Annotated in this window: 15 protein-coding genes; 8 read left to right on the forward strand and 7 right to left on the reverse strand. The window is 24.4% G+C overall.

Annotation, left to right across the window (positions count from 1 at the left end; translation table 11 throughout):
- Positions 1–360: 360 nt before the first annotated feature.
- A complete protein-coding gene (gene bioB / locus AB4W65_RS01290) occupies positions 361–1425 on the reverse strand; it encodes a biotin synthase BioB (RefSeq protein WP_367673806.1) in 1065 nt (354 codons plus the stop codon).
- Positions 1426–1509: 84 nt separating this feature from the next.
- Here bioB and bioA point away from each other — a divergent pair, with 84 nt between their 5' ends.
- Positions 1510–2799 (forward strand): adenosylmethionine--8-amino-7-oxononanoate transaminase, encoded by a 1290-nt coding sequence (gene bioA / locus AB4W65_RS01295; RefSeq protein ID WP_367673807.1) that lies wholly within the window; start codon positions 1510–1512, stop codon positions 2797–2799.
- Between the two features lie 33 nt (positions 2800–2832).
- On the opposite strand, the gene pgl is transcribed toward bioA, so the two are convergent.
- Both pgl and mfd read right to left on the reverse strand, forming a co-directional pair.
- Complete coding sequence (pgl, locus tag AB4W65_RS01300) at positions 2833–3822, reverse strand: 6-phosphogluconolactonase (protein ID WP_367673372.1); 990 nt, start codon at positions 3820–3822, stop codon at positions 2833–2835.
- A 363-nt stretch (positions 3823–4185) separates the two neighbouring features.
- Positions 4186–7650: a transcription-repair coupling factor gene (mfd, locus tag AB4W65_RS01305; RefSeq protein ID WP_367673373.1), complete on the reverse strand. Its 3465-nt coding sequence runs from the start codon at positions 7648–7650 to the stop codon at positions 4186–4188.
- A gap of 722 nt (positions 7651–8372) precedes the next feature.
- Between mfd and gap the strand changes: the two genes are divergently transcribed.
- A complete protein-coding gene (gap, locus tag AB4W65_RS01310) occupies positions 8373–9368 on the forward strand; it encodes a type I glyceraldehyde-3-phosphate dehydrogenase (RefSeq protein WP_367673374.1) in 996 nt (331 codons plus the stop codon).
- Between the two features lie 114 nt (positions 9369–9482).
- Here the strand turns inward: gap and fldA are convergent, their stop codons facing one another.
- The gene (fldA, locus tag AB4W65_RS01315; protein WP_367673375.1) at positions 9483–10010 is read right to left on the reverse strand and encodes a flavodoxin FldA; all 528 of its coding nucleotides are present in this window, start codon (positions 10008–10010) and stop codon (positions 9483–9485) included.
- A gap of 466 nt (positions 10011–10476) precedes the next feature.
- Here fldA and phrB point away from each other — a divergent pair, with 466 nt between their 5' ends.
- The 6 genes from phrB to pfkA all read left to right on the forward strand — a co-directional run bounded on the left by phrB (position 10477) and on the right by pfkA (position 19341).
- The gene (phrB, locus tag AB4W65_RS01320; protein ID WP_367673376.1) at positions 10477–11922 is read left to right on the forward strand and encodes a deoxyribodipyrimidine photo-lyase; all 1446 of its coding nucleotides are present in this window, start codon (positions 10477–10479) and stop codon (positions 11920–11922) included.
- The gene (locus AB4W65_RS01325) at positions 11919–12662 is read left to right on the forward strand and encodes a Nif3-like dinuclear metal center hexameric protein (protein ID WP_367673377.1); all 744 of its coding nucleotides are present in this window, start codon (positions 11919–11921) and stop codon (positions 12660–12662) included. Before phrB ends, AB4W65_RS01325 begins: the two co-directional genes overlap by 4 nt.
- A gap of 126 nt (positions 12663–12788) precedes the next feature.
- A complete protein-coding gene (locus tag AB4W65_RS01330; protein ID WP_367673378.1) occupies positions 12789–15560 on the forward strand; it encodes a 2-oxoglutarate dehydrogenase E1 component in 2772 nt (923 codons plus the stop codon).
- 8 nt (positions 15561–15568) lie between these two features.
- The gene (gene sucB, locus AB4W65_RS01335) at positions 15569–16795 is read left to right on the forward strand and encodes a dihydrolipoyllysine-residue succinyltransferase (RefSeq protein ID WP_367673379.1); all 1227 of its coding nucleotides are present in this window, start codon (positions 15569–15571) and stop codon (positions 16793–16795) included.
- A gap of 819 nt (positions 16796–17614) precedes the next feature.
- Positions 17615–18313: a 2,3-diphosphoglycerate-dependent phosphoglycerate mutase gene (gene gpmA, locus AB4W65_RS01340; RefSeq protein WP_367673380.1), complete on the forward strand. Its 699-nt coding sequence runs from the start codon at positions 17615–17617 to the stop codon at positions 18311–18313.
- A gap of 65 nt (positions 18314–18378) precedes the next feature.
- A complete protein-coding gene (gene pfkA, locus AB4W65_RS01345) occupies positions 18379–19341 on the forward strand; it encodes a 6-phosphofructokinase (RefSeq protein WP_367673381.1) in 963 nt (320 codons plus the stop codon).
- A gap of 137 nt (positions 19342–19478) precedes the next feature.
- Here pfkA and tpiA read toward each other — a convergent pair whose 3' ends face one another.
- From tpiA to rpsA, 3 genes are all read right to left on the reverse strand, one after another.
- Positions 19479–20243, reverse strand: coding sequence for a triose-phosphate isomerase (gene tpiA, locus AB4W65_RS01350; protein WP_367673382.1), 765 nt, complete (start codon positions 20241–20243; stop codon positions 19479–19481).
- 128 nt (positions 20244–20371) lie between these two features.
- Entirely contained in the window at positions 20372–20668 is a 297-nt protein-coding gene (ihfB, locus tag AB4W65_RS01355) for an integration host factor subunit beta (protein ID WP_367673824.1), read from the reverse strand.
- A gap of 58 nt (positions 20669–20726) precedes the next feature.
- Complete coding sequence (rpsA, locus tag AB4W65_RS01360) at positions 20727–22409, reverse strand: 30S ribosomal protein S1 (RefSeq protein ID WP_367673383.1); 1683 nt, start codon at positions 22407–22409, stop codon at positions 20727–20729.
- Positions 22410–22439 lie beyond the last annotated feature (30 nt).

A 22439-nucleotide genomic window follows, 5' to 3' on the forward strand; every position in this document is an offset into this window, starting at 1 on the left:
AAGTAAAATATGAATAATATTATTTAATTCTAAAAAATTGAGTGGTTCTATATAACTATTTTATATTAATTTTGGATTATATTTTTGGTAAAATATAGTATATATAATAATATCTCAACGTAAAATACGATATTAATATTATTAATATTTAAATAAACCGTATTAAATATAGTTATTACATAATTTATTTACGTAAAAATTCTACTTTTCATTTATCTAATTAATAGAGAATAATTTTGTATTATTTTAAAAAATTATTCTGTGATCATTATATATGATTTTTGTTTCCATAAATATTAGAAATCTGGATCTTAACTATTTTATATATTTTATTATTTTTTTAAATAAAATTATTTTAATTTATTTTTTTAAAATATTTTTATCTTCTATTTTATCAGAATCTGCATTATAATATTTTTTATGATCTATTTTTGATAATTGATTCAAGATAGACATTGATTTATTTTTACTCACAGAATGAATATTTTTTTGTTTTATTTTAAGTCCCAATTTATTAAACAAGAGTATATCTTTATTTTCTTCTGGATTTGGAGCTGTTAGTAATTTACAACCATAGAAAATTGAATTGGCTCCAGCCATAAAACACATTGCTTGTGTTTGTTCATTCATCTTTTCACGACCAGCTGAAAGACGTATATATGAACGTGGCATCATTATACGTGCAACTGATATAATTCTTATAAATTCAAAATCATCTATTTCAACATTATTCTCGAGAGGAGTTCCTTCTATTTTAACTAACATATTAATTGGTACACTTTCAGGTGGGATTGGTAAATTAGCTAATTGCATTAACAATTCCATTCTGTCTTTTATTTTTTCTCCAAGCCCTATAATACCTCCAGAACATATTTTCATTCCAGATTTTCTGACTGTTGCTAAAGTACTCATACGTTCTTCATAAGTACGAGTAGTAATAATTTTACTATAAAAATTTTTAGAAGTATCTAAATTATGATTATAAAAATCTAAGCCTGCCTGAGCTAATTGATTGGCTTGTTGTTCAGTTAGTGAACCTAAGGTCATACAAGTTTCTAAACCTAGTTTTTTTACTTCCTTAATTATGTTTTCTAAATAAGGTATATCCCGATTATGTGGATTTTTCCAAGCCGCTCCCATACAAAAACGAGTTGATCCTGATTTTTTTGCTTGATTAGCAGCTTCTAATATTTTATGTGTTTCCAATAATTTTTCAGTTTTTATATTGGTTTTATATCGAGCACTCTGAGGACAATATTTACAATCTTCTGGACAAGCTCCTGTTTTGATAGATAGTAAAGTGCTAATTTGTATTTGATTAGGATTAAAGTATTTTCTATGTATTTTTTGTGCTTCAAATATTAATTCTAAAAGAGGTTTATTAAAAAGTGACTTTATATCTTTAAGTATCCATATTTCTTTCATATGTTCTCCAAAAGTTTGATGTTCTTATATTTATAAAAGTTTATAATACATAATAAAAATTTTATATAAAAGTATACTCTAATTATGAATCAATCTGACTTAAACTTTGATTTTAAACATATTTGGCATCCATACAGTTCAATGATAAATCCGTTACCTTGTTACCCCATTATATCAGCTAAAGGTATCCATCTAAAGTTAAATAATGGAAAAAAAATAATAGATGGTATGTCTTCTTGGTGGTCTGTTATACATGGATATAATAATGCTAGATTAAATAAATCATTAAAAGATCAAATTAAAAAAATGTCTCATGTTATGTTTGGTGGAATTACACATCCTTCAGCTATTTTATTATGTCGGAAATTAATTGAAATTACACCAAAAAAATTAGAATGTATTTTTTTATGTGATTCAGGTTCTGTAGCTATTGAAGTAGCAATGAAAATGTCATTACAATATTGGCAGGCATTAGGTGAAAAAAGATGTACATTTTTAACTATTAGAAATGGATATCATGGTGATACTTTTTTTGCTATGTCAGTATCTGATCCTGCTAATTCTATTCATAGTTTATATAGCACATTATTGCCCACTCACTTATTTGCCAATGCACCAAAATGTGTTTTTGGAGAAACATGGAATGAAAAAGATATATATTCTTTTGATATATTAATTAAAGAAAATAAAAGTGATATTGCTGCTGTAATCATGGAACCAATAGTACAAGGAGTAGGTGGTATGAAATTTTACCATCCTAAATATTTAGAAAAAGTAAGATATTTATGCAATCATTATAAAATTCCATTAATTATAGATGAAATTGCTACAGGATTTGGACGTACCGGAAAATTATTTGCTTACGAATATGCTAATATTATTCCTGATATTCTTTGCATAGGTAAAGCTCTTACTGGTGGTATGATGAGTTTATCAGCAACTATTACTACAAAAAATATAGCACATACTATAAGTAATGGAAAAGCCAATTGTTTTATGCATGGTCCTACTTTTATGGGTAATCCTTTAGCATGCGCTGTAGCAACTGAGAATATTTCAATATTGCAAGAAAAAAAATGGAAAAAACAAATATTTAATATTGAATCAATATTAAAATTGAAATTATTACCGTTACAACAACATCCTAAAGTATTGAATATTCGTGTATTAGGAGCAATAGGTGTAGTAGAATGTTTGTATAAAATTAATATTAAAAGAATCCAATTTTTTTTTATTAAACACGGAGTATGGATTCGGCCATTCAATAAATTAATATATTTAATACCTCCTTATATAATAGATCAATATTCACTTAAAAAACTTGCAGATGTTATTTCAGAAGCATTGGATAATGATAATTTTTTTATTTACTAAATACTAATTTATTTTTTATGTTAAATAAATATTTTAAAATTGATGTATATATACCCATATAGGTCTTTTATGTACGGTGAATTGATTTTTTTTTTGAAAACAAAAAATATTATTAGATATTTCATATAATGTAATACTATTTGAAACTTCTCCTGCAACAACCAAGTATTGACCGTTTGGACTAATAGAAAAAGATCTTGGTTGTTTTTCTGTATGAAAAACACCTATGTTATTTAATCGATTATTATCTTTATTAATATTAAATATCGATATTAAGTTAGCAGTACGATCAGATGCATATAAATAAGATCCAGATGGATTGATATGAATATCGGAGGACCAGGGTTGATAATTATATTTTTTTGGTAATAAACTAATATTTTGAATAGATTTTATCAGCATTCTATTACTTTTTAATTTCCATACATCAATAGTACCTTTGTATTCATTGATACTATAAGTATATTTTCTATTTGGATGAAAAGCCATATGTCTTGGTCCAGATCCTGAATCTGTATGCAATATATAAGGTGTATTATTTAATGGTAAATCATTATCTATTAAATCATAAATATAAATACAGTTTTGTTTAAGTGATGTTACAAATAAATATTGATTATTGAAATCAGTACTACAATAATGACAACCCTCAATATTGTATAATATTTGTATTGGATTTTCAGGAATTCCTAATGAATTCATGGGGCTAACACTAAGACATCCCATTCCATAAGAAGCACAAAATAAAAAACGTTTTTCTTTATCTAAAGATAAATAATTTGGACTACCTGGAATAGGAGATTCTCCAATTTTTTCTAATTTACCATCAAGTTTAATTTCGTATGTAATAATACGGTTTTTAGGTCTTACTCCTGCATAAAGACGATTTTGTGATATATGTATTGGTTGAACTTCTCCATCAGTATTTAATGTTTGAATAATATTAAAGTTCAAGTCTTTACCCATTTTTAATATTTTTATCTGATTATTCCCAGGAGTTGCAACATAAATAATAGTTTTCATATGTTCTCACTATTCATTAAATACTTAATAAAAAATTATGTTCTATAAATATTAATTTAAATTAAAAATTTTTAAATACTATTAGATTTCTTATTATATTCGCTTTATTGTATATAAATTTATCTTTTAAAGCGAAAATTTTAGAAAAAATTATATTACAGTAAAATTTCAATATAGAAATAAAACAAGTTAATAATTTACTTGTTTTAAGTAATTGTTTTGATAAAATGAATAATATATTCATATATAACTAGTAATAAAATATATACATTAAATTTTTGATAAAACTATAATTTTGTTATATAAAATATATTTCTACATCGAATGTAAAAATTAAGCAAGGTAGATTTATCCAATGTCAAATTATTTTATTACTTCTATTTTTTTTATAAAATTTAATATCCATTTTATCCTAATACGACATGAGTAAAATTTATATTCAAATGTTAAACGATTAAATTTTTGAAATTTCCAATTTTTTAATTCTTTTTTTAATATTTTCAATAATGATATAGTATCAATTTTATTTTTTTCAAAAAAAATAATAATACCTCTTTTCTTATTAGATTCAATACGTTTAATACCTATTCTTTTTGCTATTAATTTTATTTTAGATAAAATAATTAAATTTTTTGTTTCATAAGGAATAGATCCGAATTTATTGATTAATTCATATTCTATTTTTTTTAAGTCTGTTATATGTGTTACTGTAGCCATTCTTTTATAAAAAGAGAGACGAAAATTAATATTGGAAACATAATTTGCAGGGATTAATGCAGAAATATACAACTCAACTTCTGGTTGATTATTTATAGTTTCTTCTAAAGATAATTGGGTATTATTTTTTATATTTTTTACCGCATGATGCAGTAGCTCTGTATATAAAGAAAAACCAATATTTTCAATATGTCCACTTTGTTCATCGCCTAATATTTCACCTATTCCTCTGATATCAAGATCTTGCATCGCTAAAGTTAAACCTGAACCAAAATCTTCAAGAGAAATAATTGCATCAAGTCTTTTTTTTGCATCTGACGTGATTTTTTTAAAATCTGATATAAACAACCAAGCATATGCTTGATAACAGGATCGACCAACTCTACCTCGTAATTGATGTAATTGAGCTAAACCAAAATGATCCGCTTGTTCTATAATAATTGTATTTGCGTTAGGAATATCAATACCTGTTTCAATAATGGTAGTACATATTAATACGTTAATCTTCTTCTTCAAAAAATTATTCATAATTTTTTTTAAATCATGAATACACATTTGACCATGTGCAATTGCTATATTTGCTTCTGGTACCAATTCTATAATTTTTTTAGCTTTATTATGAATTTTTTTTACTTCATTGTATACATAAAATACCTGTCCTCCTCTTAATATTTCTCTATAAATTGCTTCTTTTATAAGAATATCATTGTATTTTCGTACAAAGGTTTTTACCGTTAATCTTTTATCTGGTGGAGTTGTGATAATTGACATATCTCGAATACCACTAATCGCCATATTTAATGTACGAGGTATAGGTGTAGCAGTTAAGGTTAATACGTCTATATTCGAATACATTGATTTAATTTTTTCTTTATGTCTGACTCCAAATCTATGTTCTTCATCAACAATAAGTAATCCTAAGTTTTTTAATTTAATTTTTTTAAATAAAATTATGTGTGTACCAATTAAAATATTGATTTTTCCATTTTGTGCATCTTGTATACCAAAAGATAATGTTTTAGAATTACAAAATCTAGATAACATTGTAATGTTACAAGGAAAGTTAAAAAAACGTTCTTTAAAATTATTAAAATGTTGCTGAGCTAAGAGGGTAGTAGGTACTAATACTACTACTTGTTTATTATTTAAAAAAGCTAAAAAAGCAGCTCTCATAGCAACTTCCGTTTTCCCAAATCCAACATCTCCACAAACCAGTCTATCCATAGGGATAGGTTGACTCATATCATATAAAACAGAATCTATTACTTGTTTTTGATCTGGAGTAATTGTAAATGGAAAATCACTACAAAAAAGATCATATTGCTTTATATCCATTTTAAATGAAAAACCTTTTTTAGATTTTCTATTTGCATATATATCTAACAAAATAGCCGCGGTATCATTAATTTTTTTTATAGCTTTATTTTTTTCTTTATTCCAATAATCAGAACCTAATTTATGTAAAGTAATATTTTTTTCTGAAAATCCTGTATATCGACTAATTAAATGTAAATAAGAAACAGGTATGTATAATTTTGCTTTTTCTGCATATTCTAATATTACATATTCACCTTTAATACCAGAAGTTTCTATAGTTTTTAATCCTTTATATCTACCAATACCATGTTCAAAATGAACTATAATTTGATTAATAGTAAGTTCAGATAAATTATTAATAGCAGAGTTAAAATTATTTTCTTTAATTAATTCGGAATTATGACGAATATTATCGCTAATTTTGATATCATTTTCAGAAATTAATGCTATATTTTGATTTTTATTAATAAATCCACATTCATAAGAATTAATGATATAGAAATATTTTTTTTTATTTTTAATATTTTTACAATTCTGTAATATATCAAAAGTATTAATTTTTTTAATCTCAATGTTAAGAGAAATTAATAATTTTAAAAATTTATTATAATTAGATTCATGTTTTATAAAAAAAATAATTGAACCCAAAAATGATTTTAGAAAATTATATAATTTTTTATAATTTTCTTTATGTTTGTTTAAAGAGACAGAAAGATCAGGTAAACAATAATATTGTAGATTAATATGACTACTATCTTCTGATATTCTATTATTTTTAAATTTAATTTGAGGCCATTGGCGTAAATTAAGAAAAAAAAAATCTGAATCTATCCAAAGTTGATTGGGTTGAATTAATAATCTTTTTTTATTTAAAAGTAGATGACAATATCTTTTTTGTATTTTTTTCCAGAAAAAGGTAATATTTTTTTTTATATTTCCAGAATAAAGTATCAAAGTTTTTTTAGGTAAATAATTAAATATTGTTTCTAATTTTTCTTGAAAAAAAAAAGGTTGCCAATACTCAATTCCTAAAGAAAAAATACCTTTTTTAACTTGCTGAAAAATAACATCTGTTTTTGGATCTGTAGGAAAATGTTTTTTCCATTGGTTAAAAAACAAATTTATTCCATGTTTATTGGTTGGGAATTCATGTGCCGGCATAAAATTTATTGATTTCACCTCATCTATAGATCTTTGACTATGAATGTCAAAAGTTTTTATAGACAAGATTTTATTGTTTAAAAAATATAATCTATACGGAAAATTGTTACCCATGGTATATAATTCAATAAAATCATTATTTATACAATATTCCCCATGTTGTATTACTTGATTAACCAGTTTATAACCTTTATCCTGTAATATTTTTATTAAATCATCGTTTGATAGACTCATATTTTTTTTTATTTCTAATACTTCATTATTTAAATATTTATAAGGACAAACTTTTTGCAAAAATGAATTAATAGAAATAATTAATAATGTTTCTTTTAATTTAGGTAATTGGTGCAATAAAAACATTCTAGAAGAAATAATATCTCGATTAGGAGAAAAAACATCAAATGGTAAAGTATCCCAATCAAAAAAAATATATATATTTTTTTTCGTAAACAATTGTATTTCATTTTTGAGTTTTAGTGATTCTTGTATATTTTTTGTGATTAATAGTATTAAGTTATCTGAACTTTCAAGAATTTTAGCGGATTCAAAAGCAATTGCTGATTCGGTTAATTGACCGAGTATTTTTTTTTCTCCCAATTGATTGGGCAGTTTATACGTAGTATATTTTAACACAATGTTTATCCTTATGGATTTATAGTTAACTAAAAGTTTTAAACTTGAAAAACATATCGGTATTTAAAAAAATAATTAATATTAACTATTCGTTAATAGAAATTTCTAAAATCAACATAAATCTATTTTTTATAAAAATAAATAAATAGTTTTTATATAAATGAAACATGTATAAATATAAAAAAATTAGTATATAATTAAATTAAAATATCTATTTATTATTATAAAAATTTCTAAATTTTCATAATAATAAAAAATGAATTTTTGATATTTATTTAAATTAAAAATGTAAATTTGATAAATTTAAAATACCTATTAAAACATATTAATTTGATAAATATTGATATACTCATTTAATATATTTACTTTATACGCATAGTCTATAAGAAAAATAAAAAATAATATTTTTATATAAAATTATATCAGTATAATTTTATATTTTTACTAAAAAATACTGCTTACAATAAAAAATATAATTTTAAAAAACTTAATTTTATATAAGATATATTGTGTATTTAGTATGCAATTTTTTATATATATAAAATATATTATCTCCAATTTAGTATCTCTATTTTTTTAAATTTTTTAATAAAATTAGATAAAATATTTATATTAGTGTATATTATATATTTTAAAATATGAAATTTTTTAAAATACTATATTTAAATCAGTACTTATTAATTAAATATATTAACTTTGAATTGATAAAATTGGCAATTAATATGACTATTAGAGTAGGAATAAATGGTTTTGGACGAATAGGAAGAATAGTGTTTCGTATGGCTCAATTGCGTTCTGATATTGAAATAGTAGCTATTAATGATATTTTAGATGCAAAATATATTGGCTATATGCTGAAATACGATTCCACGCATGGAAGATTTTTTAAAAATATAATGGTTAAAGATAATATATTAATTATTAATGAAAAAAATGTTTATCTTTCTTCAGAAAAAGATCCAACTAAATTAATGTGGAAATCATTAAATATTGATGTTGTTGTAGAGTCTACAGGTATTTTTTTAACTAAAGAAAGTGCTTATAAACATATTTCTGCTGGGGCAAAAAAAGTAGTAATTACCGGACCTTCTAAAGATGATACACCAATGTTCGTTAGAGGTGCTAATTTTCATAAATACGCTGGTCAAAAAATTGTTTCCAATGCATCCTGTACAACTAATTGTTTAGCTCCTCTCGCTAAAGTAATAAATGACAAATTTGTTATTCTTGAAGGACTAATGACAACAGTCCACGCTACTACTGCTACTCAAAAAACAGTAGATTGCGCTTCTCATAAAGATTGGAGAGGAGGCAGAAGTGCATTACAAAATATCATTCCTTCTTCAACAGGTGCAGCTAAAGCAGTAGGTAAGGTTTTACCTGAACTAAATGGTAAATTAACTGGCATCGCATTTCGTGTTCCAACCCCTAATGTTTCAGTTGTTGATTTAACTATTCGACAAAAAAAATCGGCTTCTTATAAAGACATCTGCGAAACTATTCGATATGCTTCAGAAAATGAAATGAAAGGAATTATTGGTTATACGGAAGATGATGTAGTATCTACAGATTTTAATGGAGAGATATTAACATCCATTTTTGATGCGAAAGCAGGATTATCTTTAAATAGTAATTTTTTTAAATTAATTGCTTGGTATGATAACGAAAGTGGTTATTCTAGTAAAGTTCTCGATTTAGTTGCTTTAATTTCATCATAATGAAATAAAAATCACCACATTAAAAAAAATAAATTTTTTTATTTTTTTTAATGTTCGTTTATTTATACAAATAAAAAATTTTATTTGTAGTACATTTTTATCTTAGTATCTATACTAGATATTTGATATAGGTTTTGATAACTCACAATATAATTGTTTTACCCATTTTTCTACTCTTTTTTCGCTTTTTTCTGGCTGTCTGTCTTCATCTATTACCATACCATAAAAATTATTAGAATCTTTTAAAGCTTTAGATGATATAAATGTGTATTCTTTTGTTGGCCATGTTCCAATTATTTTTGCTCCTTTTTTATGAATAATATTGTAAATAATACCAATTCCATCACAAAAATATTCTGAATAATCTTCTTGATCACCGCATCCAAATAAAGCAACTATTTTATTCTTAAAATTTATTTTTTTTAAAACTGGTAAAAAATCATCCCAATCACATTGCATTTCACCATAATACCAAGTTGGTATACCAAATATTATAATATCAAAATATTCTATATTTTCTTTTTTAGTATGAGCAATATCATAAATTTGAGCACAATTAGAACTCATATATTTTTGAATTAGTTTTGCAATTTTTTCTGTATTACCAGTATCACTACCAAAAAATATTCCAATTTTTTTCATCTTTTTTCCTAAAAATAATTATATACTTTTTACATAAAGTATTTTTTTAAAATATGTTTAGATTAATATCTAACATTTTAATTTATATTAAAAAATTTTATTTTCTTATATGAAACTGTTTATATAAAATTACTATAGATTAAAAATCTACTATCAACTAGATTATTTTTACTTCTCTACAATATAATTACATTTTTATTAATCAGAATCATACACCAATATTTATTAGTTATTATTTTACTTGAAAACAAATGACGTTAATATGTTTATTTTTATAATAATTTTATATACTATGAATAAATAAAAATATAAAATATATCAGATTAAATTTCTACTAAAATGAATTAATCAATTGTTACCAAAACATCAATATTGTATGCAATATATTATTTTTAAAATGTATTTATGTAATACAAAAATAAAAATATTATCAATTGTAAGTACATAAAAATATTGAGGAACATATATGACAGTAAATCTTATGTGGTTTCGCAATGATCTACGAATACATGATAATATCGCGTTGTACGCTGCCTGCAAAAAAAAAGAAGCGAATGTGTTATCTATTTTTATTGCTACTCCTCAAAAATGGAAAAAAAACTTCATGTCTTTTAAAAAATCAGAATACATTTATAAAAATTTATTAATGTTACAAAAAAATATCATGAAAATAGGTATTCCTTTATATTTTTATGAATCTAAAAATTCTTTTACATCAGTTAAATTTTTAATAAATTTTTGTCAAAAAAATAAAGTAAATTCTATTTTTTATAATGATCAATACGAAACTAATGAGATAAAAAGAGACTTTTTAACTAAAAAAATGCTCGAAAAAGAAAATATTTCTGTGCGTACATTTCATGATGCAACACTTATATCTCCTGATAAAATATATAAAAAAAATGGACAATCATATAATAATTTTTCTTTTTTTAAAAAGAATATTATAAAAAAAATACAGAGAAAATTGCCACAATCCTTCCCTGTGCCCGATATTAGACCATTTCTAAAAATAAAAACATATGCTATAAAATTTAGTTATCCACGTGAAAATATTGATGAAAATTTATTTCCTATCGGAGAGCATTCTGCTCTAAATAAATTATCATTTTTTATAGATAAACAAATAAATAAATATGAATTAGAACATAATTTTCCCAATGTAAATTGTACAAGTTTTTTATCTGCATCTCTATCAATAGGAATCTTATCATCTCGTCAATGTATAAAGTTATTATTGAAAAAAAAAATTTATAAAAATAAAATCAACATCAATGAATGCAAATGGTTAAATGAACTAATATGGCGCGAGTTTTATAAATATATATTAGTTAAATATCCTACATTAATTCAATGCAAATCTAAATATAATTTAGAAAATAAAATTACATGGAATAATAACAAAAAAAACTTAATAGCTTGGAAAGAGGGGAGAACAGGATATCCTATTGTCGATGCCGGCATGAGGCAATTAAATGAATTGGGATGGATGCATAATCGAATTAGAATGATTACTGCAAGTTTTTTAGTAAAAGATCTTTTAATAAATTGGAGAGAAGGAGAAAAATATTTTATATCAAAATTAATTGATGGAGATACAGCTATCAATAATGGTAATTGGCGATGGATAGCTTCCATAGGCTATGGTAGCAATCCCTACTTTAGGATATTTAATCCCATCTATCAAGCTAAAAAATTTGATAAAGAAGGTTATTTTGTTAAAAAATATATTCCTGAACTACGCATGGTACCAAATTTATACATTTTTAATCCCCATTTATGGTCTCAAAAAATAGGAAAGAAAATTAATTACCCCTTTCCGATAGTTGATCATGAAAAAACAAAAAAAAATGTTATTACTGTTTTTAAATTGGCTAAATTACTCTCTTTAAAAGAAAATAATCTAAAATGAATAATTTAAATTTAGAAAAAATTATTAATGAAAAGTTAAAAATACACTTATTTCAAGATTTTGTCCCAAATGGATTACAAGTAGAAGGATCTTCCAATATCAAAAAAATAATTACTGGTGTTAGTGCTTGTCAAGATTTATTAGATCAAGCTGTGAAATTGCATGCTTCTGCTATTATTGTTCATCATGGTTATTTTTGGAACAATACAGATAGAATTATCAATTCTATACAAAAAAAAAGATTAAAAACTATTATTAGTAACGATATTAATTTATATAGTTGGCATTTACCTTTAGATGCACATCCAGAATTAGGAAATAATGTACATATAGCAAAAAAATTAAATATAAAAATCAAAGGATATCTACTTCCTTTGGTTCCATGGGGAATATTTGAATATGGTATTTCAGGATCGGAATTATTAACAGAAATAATAAAGAAATACAATCGTACACCTTTCTATGAACCTCAAAAATACAATTCTAAAATTTTTAAAATAGCTTGGTGTAGCGGAAAAGGACAAGGATTTATGAAAAAAATTAATCTTTCAAATCTAGATGCTTTTTTAACAGGAGAAGTATCTGAAGAAACTATTTATATTTCTAGAGAAAATGACTTACATTTTTTTTCAATCGGTCATCATGCCAGCGAAAGAGATGGTATCATAGCACTTAGTAATTGGTTAATTAATAAATATAATCTCGATGTAACATTTATTGATACTGATAATCCTATCTAATTTTTAATGAAAAAATTTTTACTCATTTTATACATAATTAAAAATATATTTTTATATATAAAGATATTTATCTTTATATATATTAATGACTAAAATTTTTATAAAAAAATAGTTTAAGAGAACATCATGAAAGATGATAAATTAATATCTTGGCTAAACTATTCTTGTTTATCCAGAAATAATCAAAGTTATATTCAAAGCTTGTATGATACATTTTTAATCAATCCTAATTCTATTGAAAAAAAATGGAGAATATTTTTCTCAAAAATAAACAATATAAGAGAAAAAAAAGAACATAAGTCTAAAAAACAATGTAATTACGATACTATAAGTAAATATAATACGTTTCTAAAACGGGAAAAAATATTACAATTAGTTGATGCTTTTCGTAAAGATGGTCATAAAAATGCTAAATTAGATCCTTTAAATATGTATCCACAACGAGATCTTTCAACCCTGAATTTAAATTATTATAACTTAATGGAAACAGATTTATATATCGATAATAATATTGATTTTTTAAAAAAAAGTAATGCAATATATTCTAAAACTCATTTATATCAAAATCTAAAAAAAACATACTGTGATTCAATAGGTTTTGAATACATGCACATTGAAAATAATAAAGAAAAAAAATGGATTCAAAATTATATAGAAAATTATAAAAAAGAAAATTTATTAAATACAGATGAACAAAAAAAAATATTAACAGCATTAATACATGCGGAAGAATTAGAAATATTTCTTTCTAATAAATTTCCAGGTTCTAAAAGATTTTCTTTAGAAGGTTCCGAAACATTAATTCCAATGCTACATGAAATTATAAATTATTCAGAATCGCTGCAAGTATCTGATATAATCGTAGGAATGGCTCATCGAGGCAGATTAAATGTGTTGGTAAATATTTTTGGAAAAAAAGAACGAGATTTATTTAAAGAATTCTCTAATACTTATCGAGATGTTTCTAAAAGTGGAGATGTAAAATATCATTTGGGTTATCACTCGAAAATAAAAAAAAATAATAAAATTATAAATTTAATCTTGAAATGTAATCCATCTCATTTAGAGATTATTAATCCAGTAGTAATGGGTTGTACACGAGCTCATATAGATATGTTTGATAATTATGATTCTAATAAAATATTATCTATTTTAATTCATGGTGATGCAGCGATTACGGGACAAGGAATAGTTCAAGAAACACTAAATATGTCTCAAACTAAAGGTTATAGTGTTGGAGGATCTATTCATTTAGTGATTAACAACCAAATTGGTTTTACTACTTCAGATAAAAATAGTTTACAATCGAGTTATTATTGTACCGATATTGCTAAAATGATTAATAGTCCAATATTTCACGTCAATTCTGATGATCCAGAAGCAGCAATATTTATCACACGAATGGCATTAGATTTTCGTTTTCACTTTAAAAGAGATGTATTCATAGATTTAGTTGGATATAGACGACGAGGTCATAATGAATCTGATGAACCTTACGTAACTCAACCAATAATGTATCAAAAAATTAATAAACATCCTACAGTAAAAAATATATATCAAAATAATTTAATAATAAGAAATATTATCACCGTAGATTATGTTAATCAAATACTGTATAACAATAAAGTTAAATTAGAAGAAGAATATTTATTGTTCATAAAAAATAATACTGATAATACAAAAAAAAATAAAAAATATAAAATAATAAAAAATATTTCTATAAAAACAATAAGTTTTAAAGAACTTCAAAAAATAGCCATTTCTATCAATACCATACCGTCTGAAATAAATATTCATCCAAGAGTAAAAAAAATATATGAAGATAGAATTGCAATGGCTTATGAAAGAAAAAAAATAGATTGGGGAGCAGCTGAAAATTTGGCGTATGCTTCTTTAGTTAGTCAAGGGATTTCTTGTCGTTTATCTGGTGAAGATATTAGTCGTGGTACATTTTTTCACCGTCATTCTGTTATACATAATCAAAAAAATGGTTCTATGTATATACCTATTAAACATATTGATAATCCAAAAGGAAAATTTTATATTTGGGATTCTGTTTTATCAGAAGAATCTGTATTAGCTTTTGAATACGGATATTCTAGTACTAATTATGATATTTTAACGGTTTGGGAAGCACAATTTGGTGATTTTGCGAATGTAGCACAAGTAGTAATAGACCAATTTATTACTTCTGGTGAACAAAAATGGGGATACAAATGTGGATTAGTAATGTTACTACCTCATGGCTATGAAGGACAAGGTCCTGAACATTCTTCAGCTAGATTAGAACGTTATCTACAACTTTCTGCTGAAAATAACATCACAATATGTATACCAACTACAGCTGCTCAAATGTATCACGCATTACGTCATCAAGTATTACAATCTGTAAGGAAGCCTCTTATCATTATGTCACCTAAATCACTTTTAAGATACCCTTTATCTTTTTCTCATTTAACTGATTTGCATAATGGAAAATTTTTAGAAATTATAGATGAAATAGATATGGTAAAAACAAAATTTTTAAAAAAGATTATTTTTTGTTCAGGAAAAATATATTATGATTTGTTAGAACAACGTCGTATAAATGAACAGAATGATGTAGCAATCATTCGTATTGAACAGTTATATCCTTTTCCTAAATTGTTACTATTAAAAATTTTGAAATCTTACAATGAAATATTTAATTTTGTATGGTGTCAAGAAGAACCTTTTAATCAAGGAGCATGGAATTATATTCAATACCACTTGAATAAAGTATTACCAATGAATTCATATTTAAAATATATTGGACGTTCATCATCTTCAGCATCAGCTGTAGGGAATTTTTATATCCATAAGAAACAGCAAAAAAAAATTATAAATGATGCACTTAATATAAATTTGATAAAAGGATAAAATAATATATGAATAGTGTGGATATTCTTGTTCCTAATTTACCTGAATCGGTAAATACAGCTCAAATTGTAACTTGGCATAAAAGAATAGGAGACATTGTAAAAATAGATGAAATATTGGTAGAAATAGAAACCGATAAAATTATTTTAGAAGTTCCAGCTACCTCTTCTGGTGTCTTAAATTCTATTCTTGAAGTCAAAGGTGCTATAGTACGATCTCAACAAATTTTAGGAACGATTACATATATTCAAGATAATAACAATCAATCTCTTTGTCACATAGATAAAAAAATATTAAAAACAGAAATTACTCAAAATAATAAATCATTAAATAAAAAAACAAATAATACTTTTAGCCCAACAGTAAGACGCTTAATATCTTTTCATAATCTTAAAAATTTTGAAGTAAAAGGTACTGGTGTAAACAATAGAATTACTCCTCAAGATATTGAAATCTATATGAATAATAAAAATAAAAATAATAAAAAAAATGAAATAAAATACGATGTAGAAAAAAAATTACAGAGTACATGTGAAAGAAGTATTACTAAAATTAAAATGAGTAATTTAAGAAAATGTATTTCAGAAAGACTACTAAATGTAAAAAATAATACGGCGATGTTAACTACTTTTAATGAAGTCAATATGCAGTCAATAATAGAATTAAGAAAAAAATACGGAGATAAATTTAAAGAAAAATACGGTATACGTCTTGGATTTATGTCTTTCTATGTAAAAGCAGTATTAGAAGCATTGCAACGTTTTCCAGAAATTAATGCTACTATTGATAATGAAGATATAATTCGTTATAATTATTATGACATAAGTATCGCTGTTGCCACTGAAAAAGGTTTGATTACACCAGTTATAAAAAATGTAAATTTAATGAATATGTATGAAATTGAAAAGAAAATAAAAAACTTTGTTATACAAGCTAAGGAATCCAAACTAAATATTGAAGATTTAACAGGAGGTAATTTTACCATTACAAACGGGGGGGTATTTGGTTCATTATTTTCTACACCAATTATTAATCCACCCCAATCTGCTATTTTAGGAATTCATAATATTCAAGATCGTCCGGTAGCCATAGAAAATAAAATTTGTATACGTCCCATGATGTATATGGCTCTTTCTTATAATCATTGTGTTATAGATGGAAAAGAAGCTATTAGTTTTCTTAAAACTATAAAGGAAATATTAGAAGATTTTAATAGAATTATACTTAATATTTAATATACATTAAATAATTTACTTAAAAATAAAGTTTAATAATTGTACGGTGCTATGATGAATCTTAGCACCAATTTTATTATTTAATAAATAATAATTATTTAAAAAATTATTATTGTTTTTTCATGCAATTATTTGATATTACTATTAATAATTTATTAGTCTTTAAAATAATTAGCAAAATAATTTTTTCTAATATTTTTTTTAATACAATATGACTTTACTACTTTTAGATTTTATCCTCGATAATATAAAGTTTTATGTATTATATAAACGTCATTAATATATATTTCTATTAATATTTTAATTCTTTTATTACAGTAAAAAACTGGTAATATGATTAAGAAGTTTAAAAAATATTTAATTAATATTAGATTAATATATATCATGTTACTTTTATATAAATTTTATCATAAATATTAAATATGAGAAACATATGTAATTTTCTTTTTTATTTTTATTAAGTACCCGTACTATTACTATTTTTTAAATTATTATTTTTAATAATCTTATTATTATATAAAATAGGTATAATAGACAATATAGATATCAATATATAGAATATATGTTATATAAAAAATATATTTTATATATTTAATTATATAAAAAATAAAAGTTTTTCATTTCTATAAAATATAAATAAAAATTGATTTTTTATAGTAATACTTGCAATAATAAGGTTGATTTATACATAGAAAATTTAAAAAATATTTTTTAATATTAATAAAAAATTATACTAACGGTATATTCGTTATTTTATAAAAAAAATATTATTATAAAATAATACGCACTATAAAATTCACATAATATAAAAGAAAACCTATGATATTTACTAAATTAATTTTAATTAGACACGGTGAAAGTCAATGGAATGCACTCAATAAATTTACTGGTTGGGAGGATATAGACTTATCGTCTAAAGGAGAAAAAGAAGCTAAAAATGCTGCAAAATTATTAAAATTAAAAGAATTTACTTTTGATATAGCATATACGTCGATGTTAAAAAGAGCCATTCATACTTTATGGTTTATTTTAAAAGATTTAAATCAATCTTGGATTCCAATTAATAAATCTTGGCGTTTAAATGAACGACATTATGGATCTTTACAAGGTTTAAACAAATTAGAAACTGTTAAGAAATATGGAATAGAACAAGTCAAAAAATGGAGAAGAAGTTTTGATAGCATACCTCCTGAAGTAAATATATTAGACAAACGATTTCCTGGTAATGACATTCGTTATACTAATTTAAAATCAAATCAATTACCTGTTTCTGAAAGTTTAGAATTAACAATAAATAGAGTCATACCATATTGGAATAATATAATTCTACCATGTTTAAAACAAAATAAAAAAATTATCATTGTGGCTCACGGTAATTCATTGCGTGCATTGATAAAATATTTAAATAATATTGATAATGATAAAATATTAAAATTAGAAATTCCTACAGCTGCACCTATTGTTTATGAATTTAATAAAAAATTTGAACCTATTAAATATTTTTATTTAAAAAAATAGTTATAATATTTGAATGTAAAAATGTTGTTATAATTTATTTTAATAATATTTATTATGAGGAATATATGATTAAAAAGATAGGAATACTTACTAGTGGAGGTGATGCTCCTGGCATGAATGCAGCCATTAGAGGTGTGGTCAGGACTGGTCTTGGAAAAAAATTAGAAATTTTTGGTGTCTATGATGGGTATTTAGGATTGTATAATAATAAAATTTCTAAACTAGATAGATATAGTGTTTCTAATATGATAAATAGAGGAGGAACTTTTTTAGGATCTGCACGTTTCCATAAATTTAAAGAAATTGAAATAAGGGAAATAGCTATTAAAAATTTGAAAAGAAAAGAAATAGATTGTCTTGTGGTGATTGGTGGAGATGGATCTTATATTGGCGCGAAACTTTTAACAGAAATGGGTTTTCCTTGTGTATGCTTACCAGGTACAATAGATAATGATGTAGCGGGCACAGATTATACCATAGGATATTTTACCGCATTAGAAACTGTTGTTAATGCTATCGATCGATTACGAGATACATCTTCTTCCCATCAACGCATTTCTATCGTAGAAATTATGGGAAGATATTGCGGTGATTTAACGTTATCTGCTGCTATTGCAGGAGGATGTGAATTTATTGTGTTACCAGAAATTAATTATAAAAGAGAAGAATTACTAATCGAAATAAAAAATGGAATAAAAAAAGGAAAAAAACATGCTATAATAGTGATAACCGAATATATTTGTGATGTTGAAGAACTTGCAAAATATATTGAAAAAAAAACCAAAAGAGAGACAAGAGCTACTATTTTAGGACACATCCAAAGAGGAGGATCTCCCGTTGCTTATGATCGTATTTTGGCCTCAAGAATGGGTGCATATGCTGTAGAAATATTATTAAAAGGATATAAAGGTCGTTGTATAGGCATAAGGAATGAAAACATGATACATAACGATATTACCTATGCTCTTAATAATATGAAACGTACATTTAAGAAAGATTGGTTGAAAATTGCAAAAAAATTATATTAAATAATATTTATTTAAATATTATTATCAATAAATATAAATATTTATATTAAATATTTTTTATATATATAAAAAATATTTTATCCAGAACACTAAAAATAACTGAACATGGATAAAAATAATTTATTTTATATATTTATCTATAATTGATTTACAATATCAATAATTTTTATAAATTTTTTATAATTTAAAGAAGCCCCTCCTACTAATACACCATCGATATCACGTTCATTTAGTAATACTGATACATTATTTTCATCTACGGATCCCCCATATTGCACTAATATTTTTTCAGGATCTATCATCCTATATTTTTTTAAATACGATTTAATACATCTATGTATTTTTTGTATGAGATGTGGTTGAGCAGTATCACCTGAACCAATGGCCCAAATTGGTTCGTAAGCAATAATGGTATTATTAAATATATGAGGACCCAACATTGAAATAATAGCTTGTAATTGTCTTATGCATACCTCTTGAGTCTTACCTGATTCTTTTTCTTCCTTATTTTCACCTATGCATAATATTGGTATTAAGTTTGCTTCTTTAATAATTTTAAATTTTTTTGCAATAATATTATCACTTTCTTTATGATATCTGCGACGTTCAGAATGACCTAAAATAACATAACTAACACCCATATCTTTTAACATATTGACAGATATTTCTCCTGTAAATGCACCTTGAAGATTAAAATCTACATTTTGCGCCCCTAAAAAAATATTTTTTTTTAAAAAAAATTGTTGCGCTAAATATAAATATATCACTGGAAAAGCTATTACTATTTTACATAATTTATCTTTTTTTTGATCATGATATGTATTTAATAAATTCAAAAAATTAAAAATACAAGATTTATTACCATTTAATTTCCAATTTGCAATAATTAACTTTTTTTTCATATTTTAAAATCACCTTTAAAATCCATAGTATTTTATTTTATTAATACAACTAAGTTAAAATACTATAATCGTAGCTACTTAGTTGTATTAAATAATAGAACATTTATTTATTTATAAATAATAATTAATTATATATTCACTCTATCCCGTAATTGCTTACTAGCCTTAAAATAAGGCACATGTGTATTTTCAAGATAAATGATAGTACCTGTCTTTGGGTTTCTACCTGTTCTAGAATGTCGATAATGTAAAGAGAAACTACCAAATCCTCTTATTTCTACTCGATTTCCCTGTGTTAATGAAAAAACCATATATTCTAAAATTTCTTTTACTGCTGCATCAATTACCTTTTTTGGAATATAAGGTACTGATTTAAAAATTCTTTTAAATAATTCTGATTTTGTCATAAATCCTCTAGTAAATATTACTATATATAAGAATCAACTAGAATCCTAAAATACTCTTATTTACTAAATAAACCAATTATTCCACATTTTTTGCTGCTTTAAATGCTTCAATCATGGCATTTGAAAAATTCTTGTCTTCTTTTTTTTTATTAATATTTAACACTGGTTCCGTTTCTTTTATTATTTCTTTTAATTGAACAGTCAAATAAATTAGTCTATTTTTACGATCAATATTGTTTAATTGAGCTTCTATAGAATCTCCAATATGTAATTTAAATTCTTTTTCTGAAGCATGAGTTATAGGAATAGATATATCAGAATGTTTTAAACAACCTTCAACTCCTTCAGATAACTTAACAGTAAAAGATTTTTCATCACTTTTAATAATCGTACCATTAATCGTTGATCCTTTTTTATTATTCATAATATAATTTTGAAAAGGATCATCTTTTAATTGTTTGATACCTAAAGATATGCGTTCCCGATCTGCATCTACTTGCAATACAACAGCAGAGATTTCTTCTCCTTTTTTATATTCTCGAACAGCTTCATCTCCAGGAATATTCCAAGAAATATCAGATAAATGAACTAATCCATCGATTCCACCTAACAATCCAATGAATATTCCAAAATCTGTAATAGACTTAATTTTACCTTCAACTCGATTACCTTTATTATGTGTTTCAGAAAATTTTTTCCAAGGATTAACTTTGCATTGTTTTAAACCAAGGGAAATACGACGACGCTCTTCATCTATATCCAATACCATGACTTCTACTATATTATTGACTTCAACTACTTTAGCAGGATGGATATTTTTATTAGTCCAATCCATTTCTGAGACGTGTACAAGACCCTCCACTCCTTCTTCAATCTCGACAAAACATCCATAATCTGTTAAATTGGTTACTCTTCCCTTAATTTTTTTCTCTTCAGGATAACGAGTAGAAATAGCTATCCATGGATCTTCTCCTAATTGTTTAAGACCTAACGATACTCTGGTTCTTTCTCGATCAAACTTTAAAATTTTTACGTTAATTTCTTCACCGATACTTACTATTTCGTTTGGATGTTTAACTCTTTTCCAGGCCATATCTGTGATATGAAGGAGTCCATCAACTCCACCTAAATCTACAAAAGCACCATAATCAGTAAGATTTTTCACTGTACCTTTAACTTCCATACCTTCTTGCAAGTTTTTTAAAAGATGATCTCGTTCTGCACTATTTTCTGATTCAATAACTGCTCGACGTGAGACTACAACATTATTTCTTTTTTTATCTAATTTAATTACTTTAAATTCTAATTCTTTTCCTTCTAAATGAACAGTTTCACGAACTGGTCTGATATCAACTAAAGATCCAGGTAGAAAAGCTCGAATATCGTTTAGTTCAACCGTAAAACCACCTTTAACTTTACCATTTATTATCCCTAATACTGTATCAGATTTTTCATGTGCCTGTTCCAAAATTATCCAAGCTTCATGTCTTTTTGCTTTTTCACGAGATAAAATAGTTTCACCAAATCCATCTTCTATAGCATCCAAAGCGACATCCACAACATCACCTAATTTTATTTCTAATTTCCCTTGATGATTTTTAAATTGTTCAATAGGAATTGCTGATTCAGATTTAAGACTTGCATCAACTAATACAATATCCTTATCTATAGAAACAACTACTCCTTGAATAATAGAACCTGGTCGAGTTTCAATTTCTTGTAGAGACTCGGTAAATAACTTAGAAAAAGATTCAGTCATATTAATAATATTAAAATACTTTTTATAAAC

The organism is Buchnera aphidicola (Pemphigus populi) (assembly GCF_964058935.1).
Lineage (GTDB): Bacteria > Pseudomonadota > Gammaproteobacteria > Enterobacterales > Enterobacteriaceae > Buchnera_C > Buchnera_C aphidicola_D.

Bases quoted from the DNA above. Each gene is read 5' to 3' on its own strand.
- pfkA (WP_367673381.1), top strand. From the start codon at position 18,379: ATGATTAAAAAGATAGGAATACTTACTAGTGGAGGTGATGCTCCTGGC.
- bioA (WP_367673807.1), top strand. From the start codon at position 1,510: ATGAATCAATCTGACTTAAACTTTGATTTTAAACATATTTGGCATCCA.
- phrB (WP_367673376.1), top strand. From the start codon at position 10,477: ATGACAGTAAATCTTATGTGGTTTCGCAATGATCTACGAATACATGAT.
- gap (WP_367673374.1), top strand. From the start codon at position 8,373: ATGACTATTAGAGTAGGAATAAATGGTTTTGGACGAATAGGAAGAATA.
- gpmA (WP_367673380.1), top strand. From the start codon at position 17,615: ATGATATTTACTAAATTAATTTTAATTAGACACGGTGAAAGTCAATGG.
- rpsA (WP_367673383.1), bottom strand. From the start codon at position 22,409: ATGACTGAATCTTTTTCTAAGTTATTTACCGAGTCTCTACAAGAAATT.
- pgl (WP_367673372.1), bottom strand. From the start codon at position 3,822: ATGAAAACTATTATTTATGTTGCAACTCCTGGGAATAATCAGATAAAA.
- AB4W65_RS01325 (WP_367673377.1), top strand. From the start codon at position 11,919: ATGAATAATTTAAATTTAGAAAAAATTATTAATGAAAAGTTAAAAATA.
- AB4W65_RS01330 (WP_367673378.1), top strand. From the start codon at position 12,789: ATGAAAGATGATAAATTAATATCTTGGCTAAACTATTCTTGTTTATCC.
- tpiA (WP_367673382.1), bottom strand. From the start codon at position 20,243: ATGAAAAAAAAGTTAATTATTGCAAATTGGAAATTAAATGGTAATAAA.
- sucB (WP_367673379.1), top strand. From the start codon at position 15,569: ATGAATAGTGTGGATATTCTTGTTCCTAATTTACCTGAATCGGTAAAT.
- bioB (WP_367673806.1), bottom strand. From the start codon at position 1,425: ATGAAAGAAATATGGATACTTAAAGATATAAAGTCACTTTTTAATAAA.
- fldA (WP_367673375.1), bottom strand. From the start codon at position 10,010: ATGAAAAAAATTGGAATATTTTTTGGTAGTGATACTGGTAATACAGAA.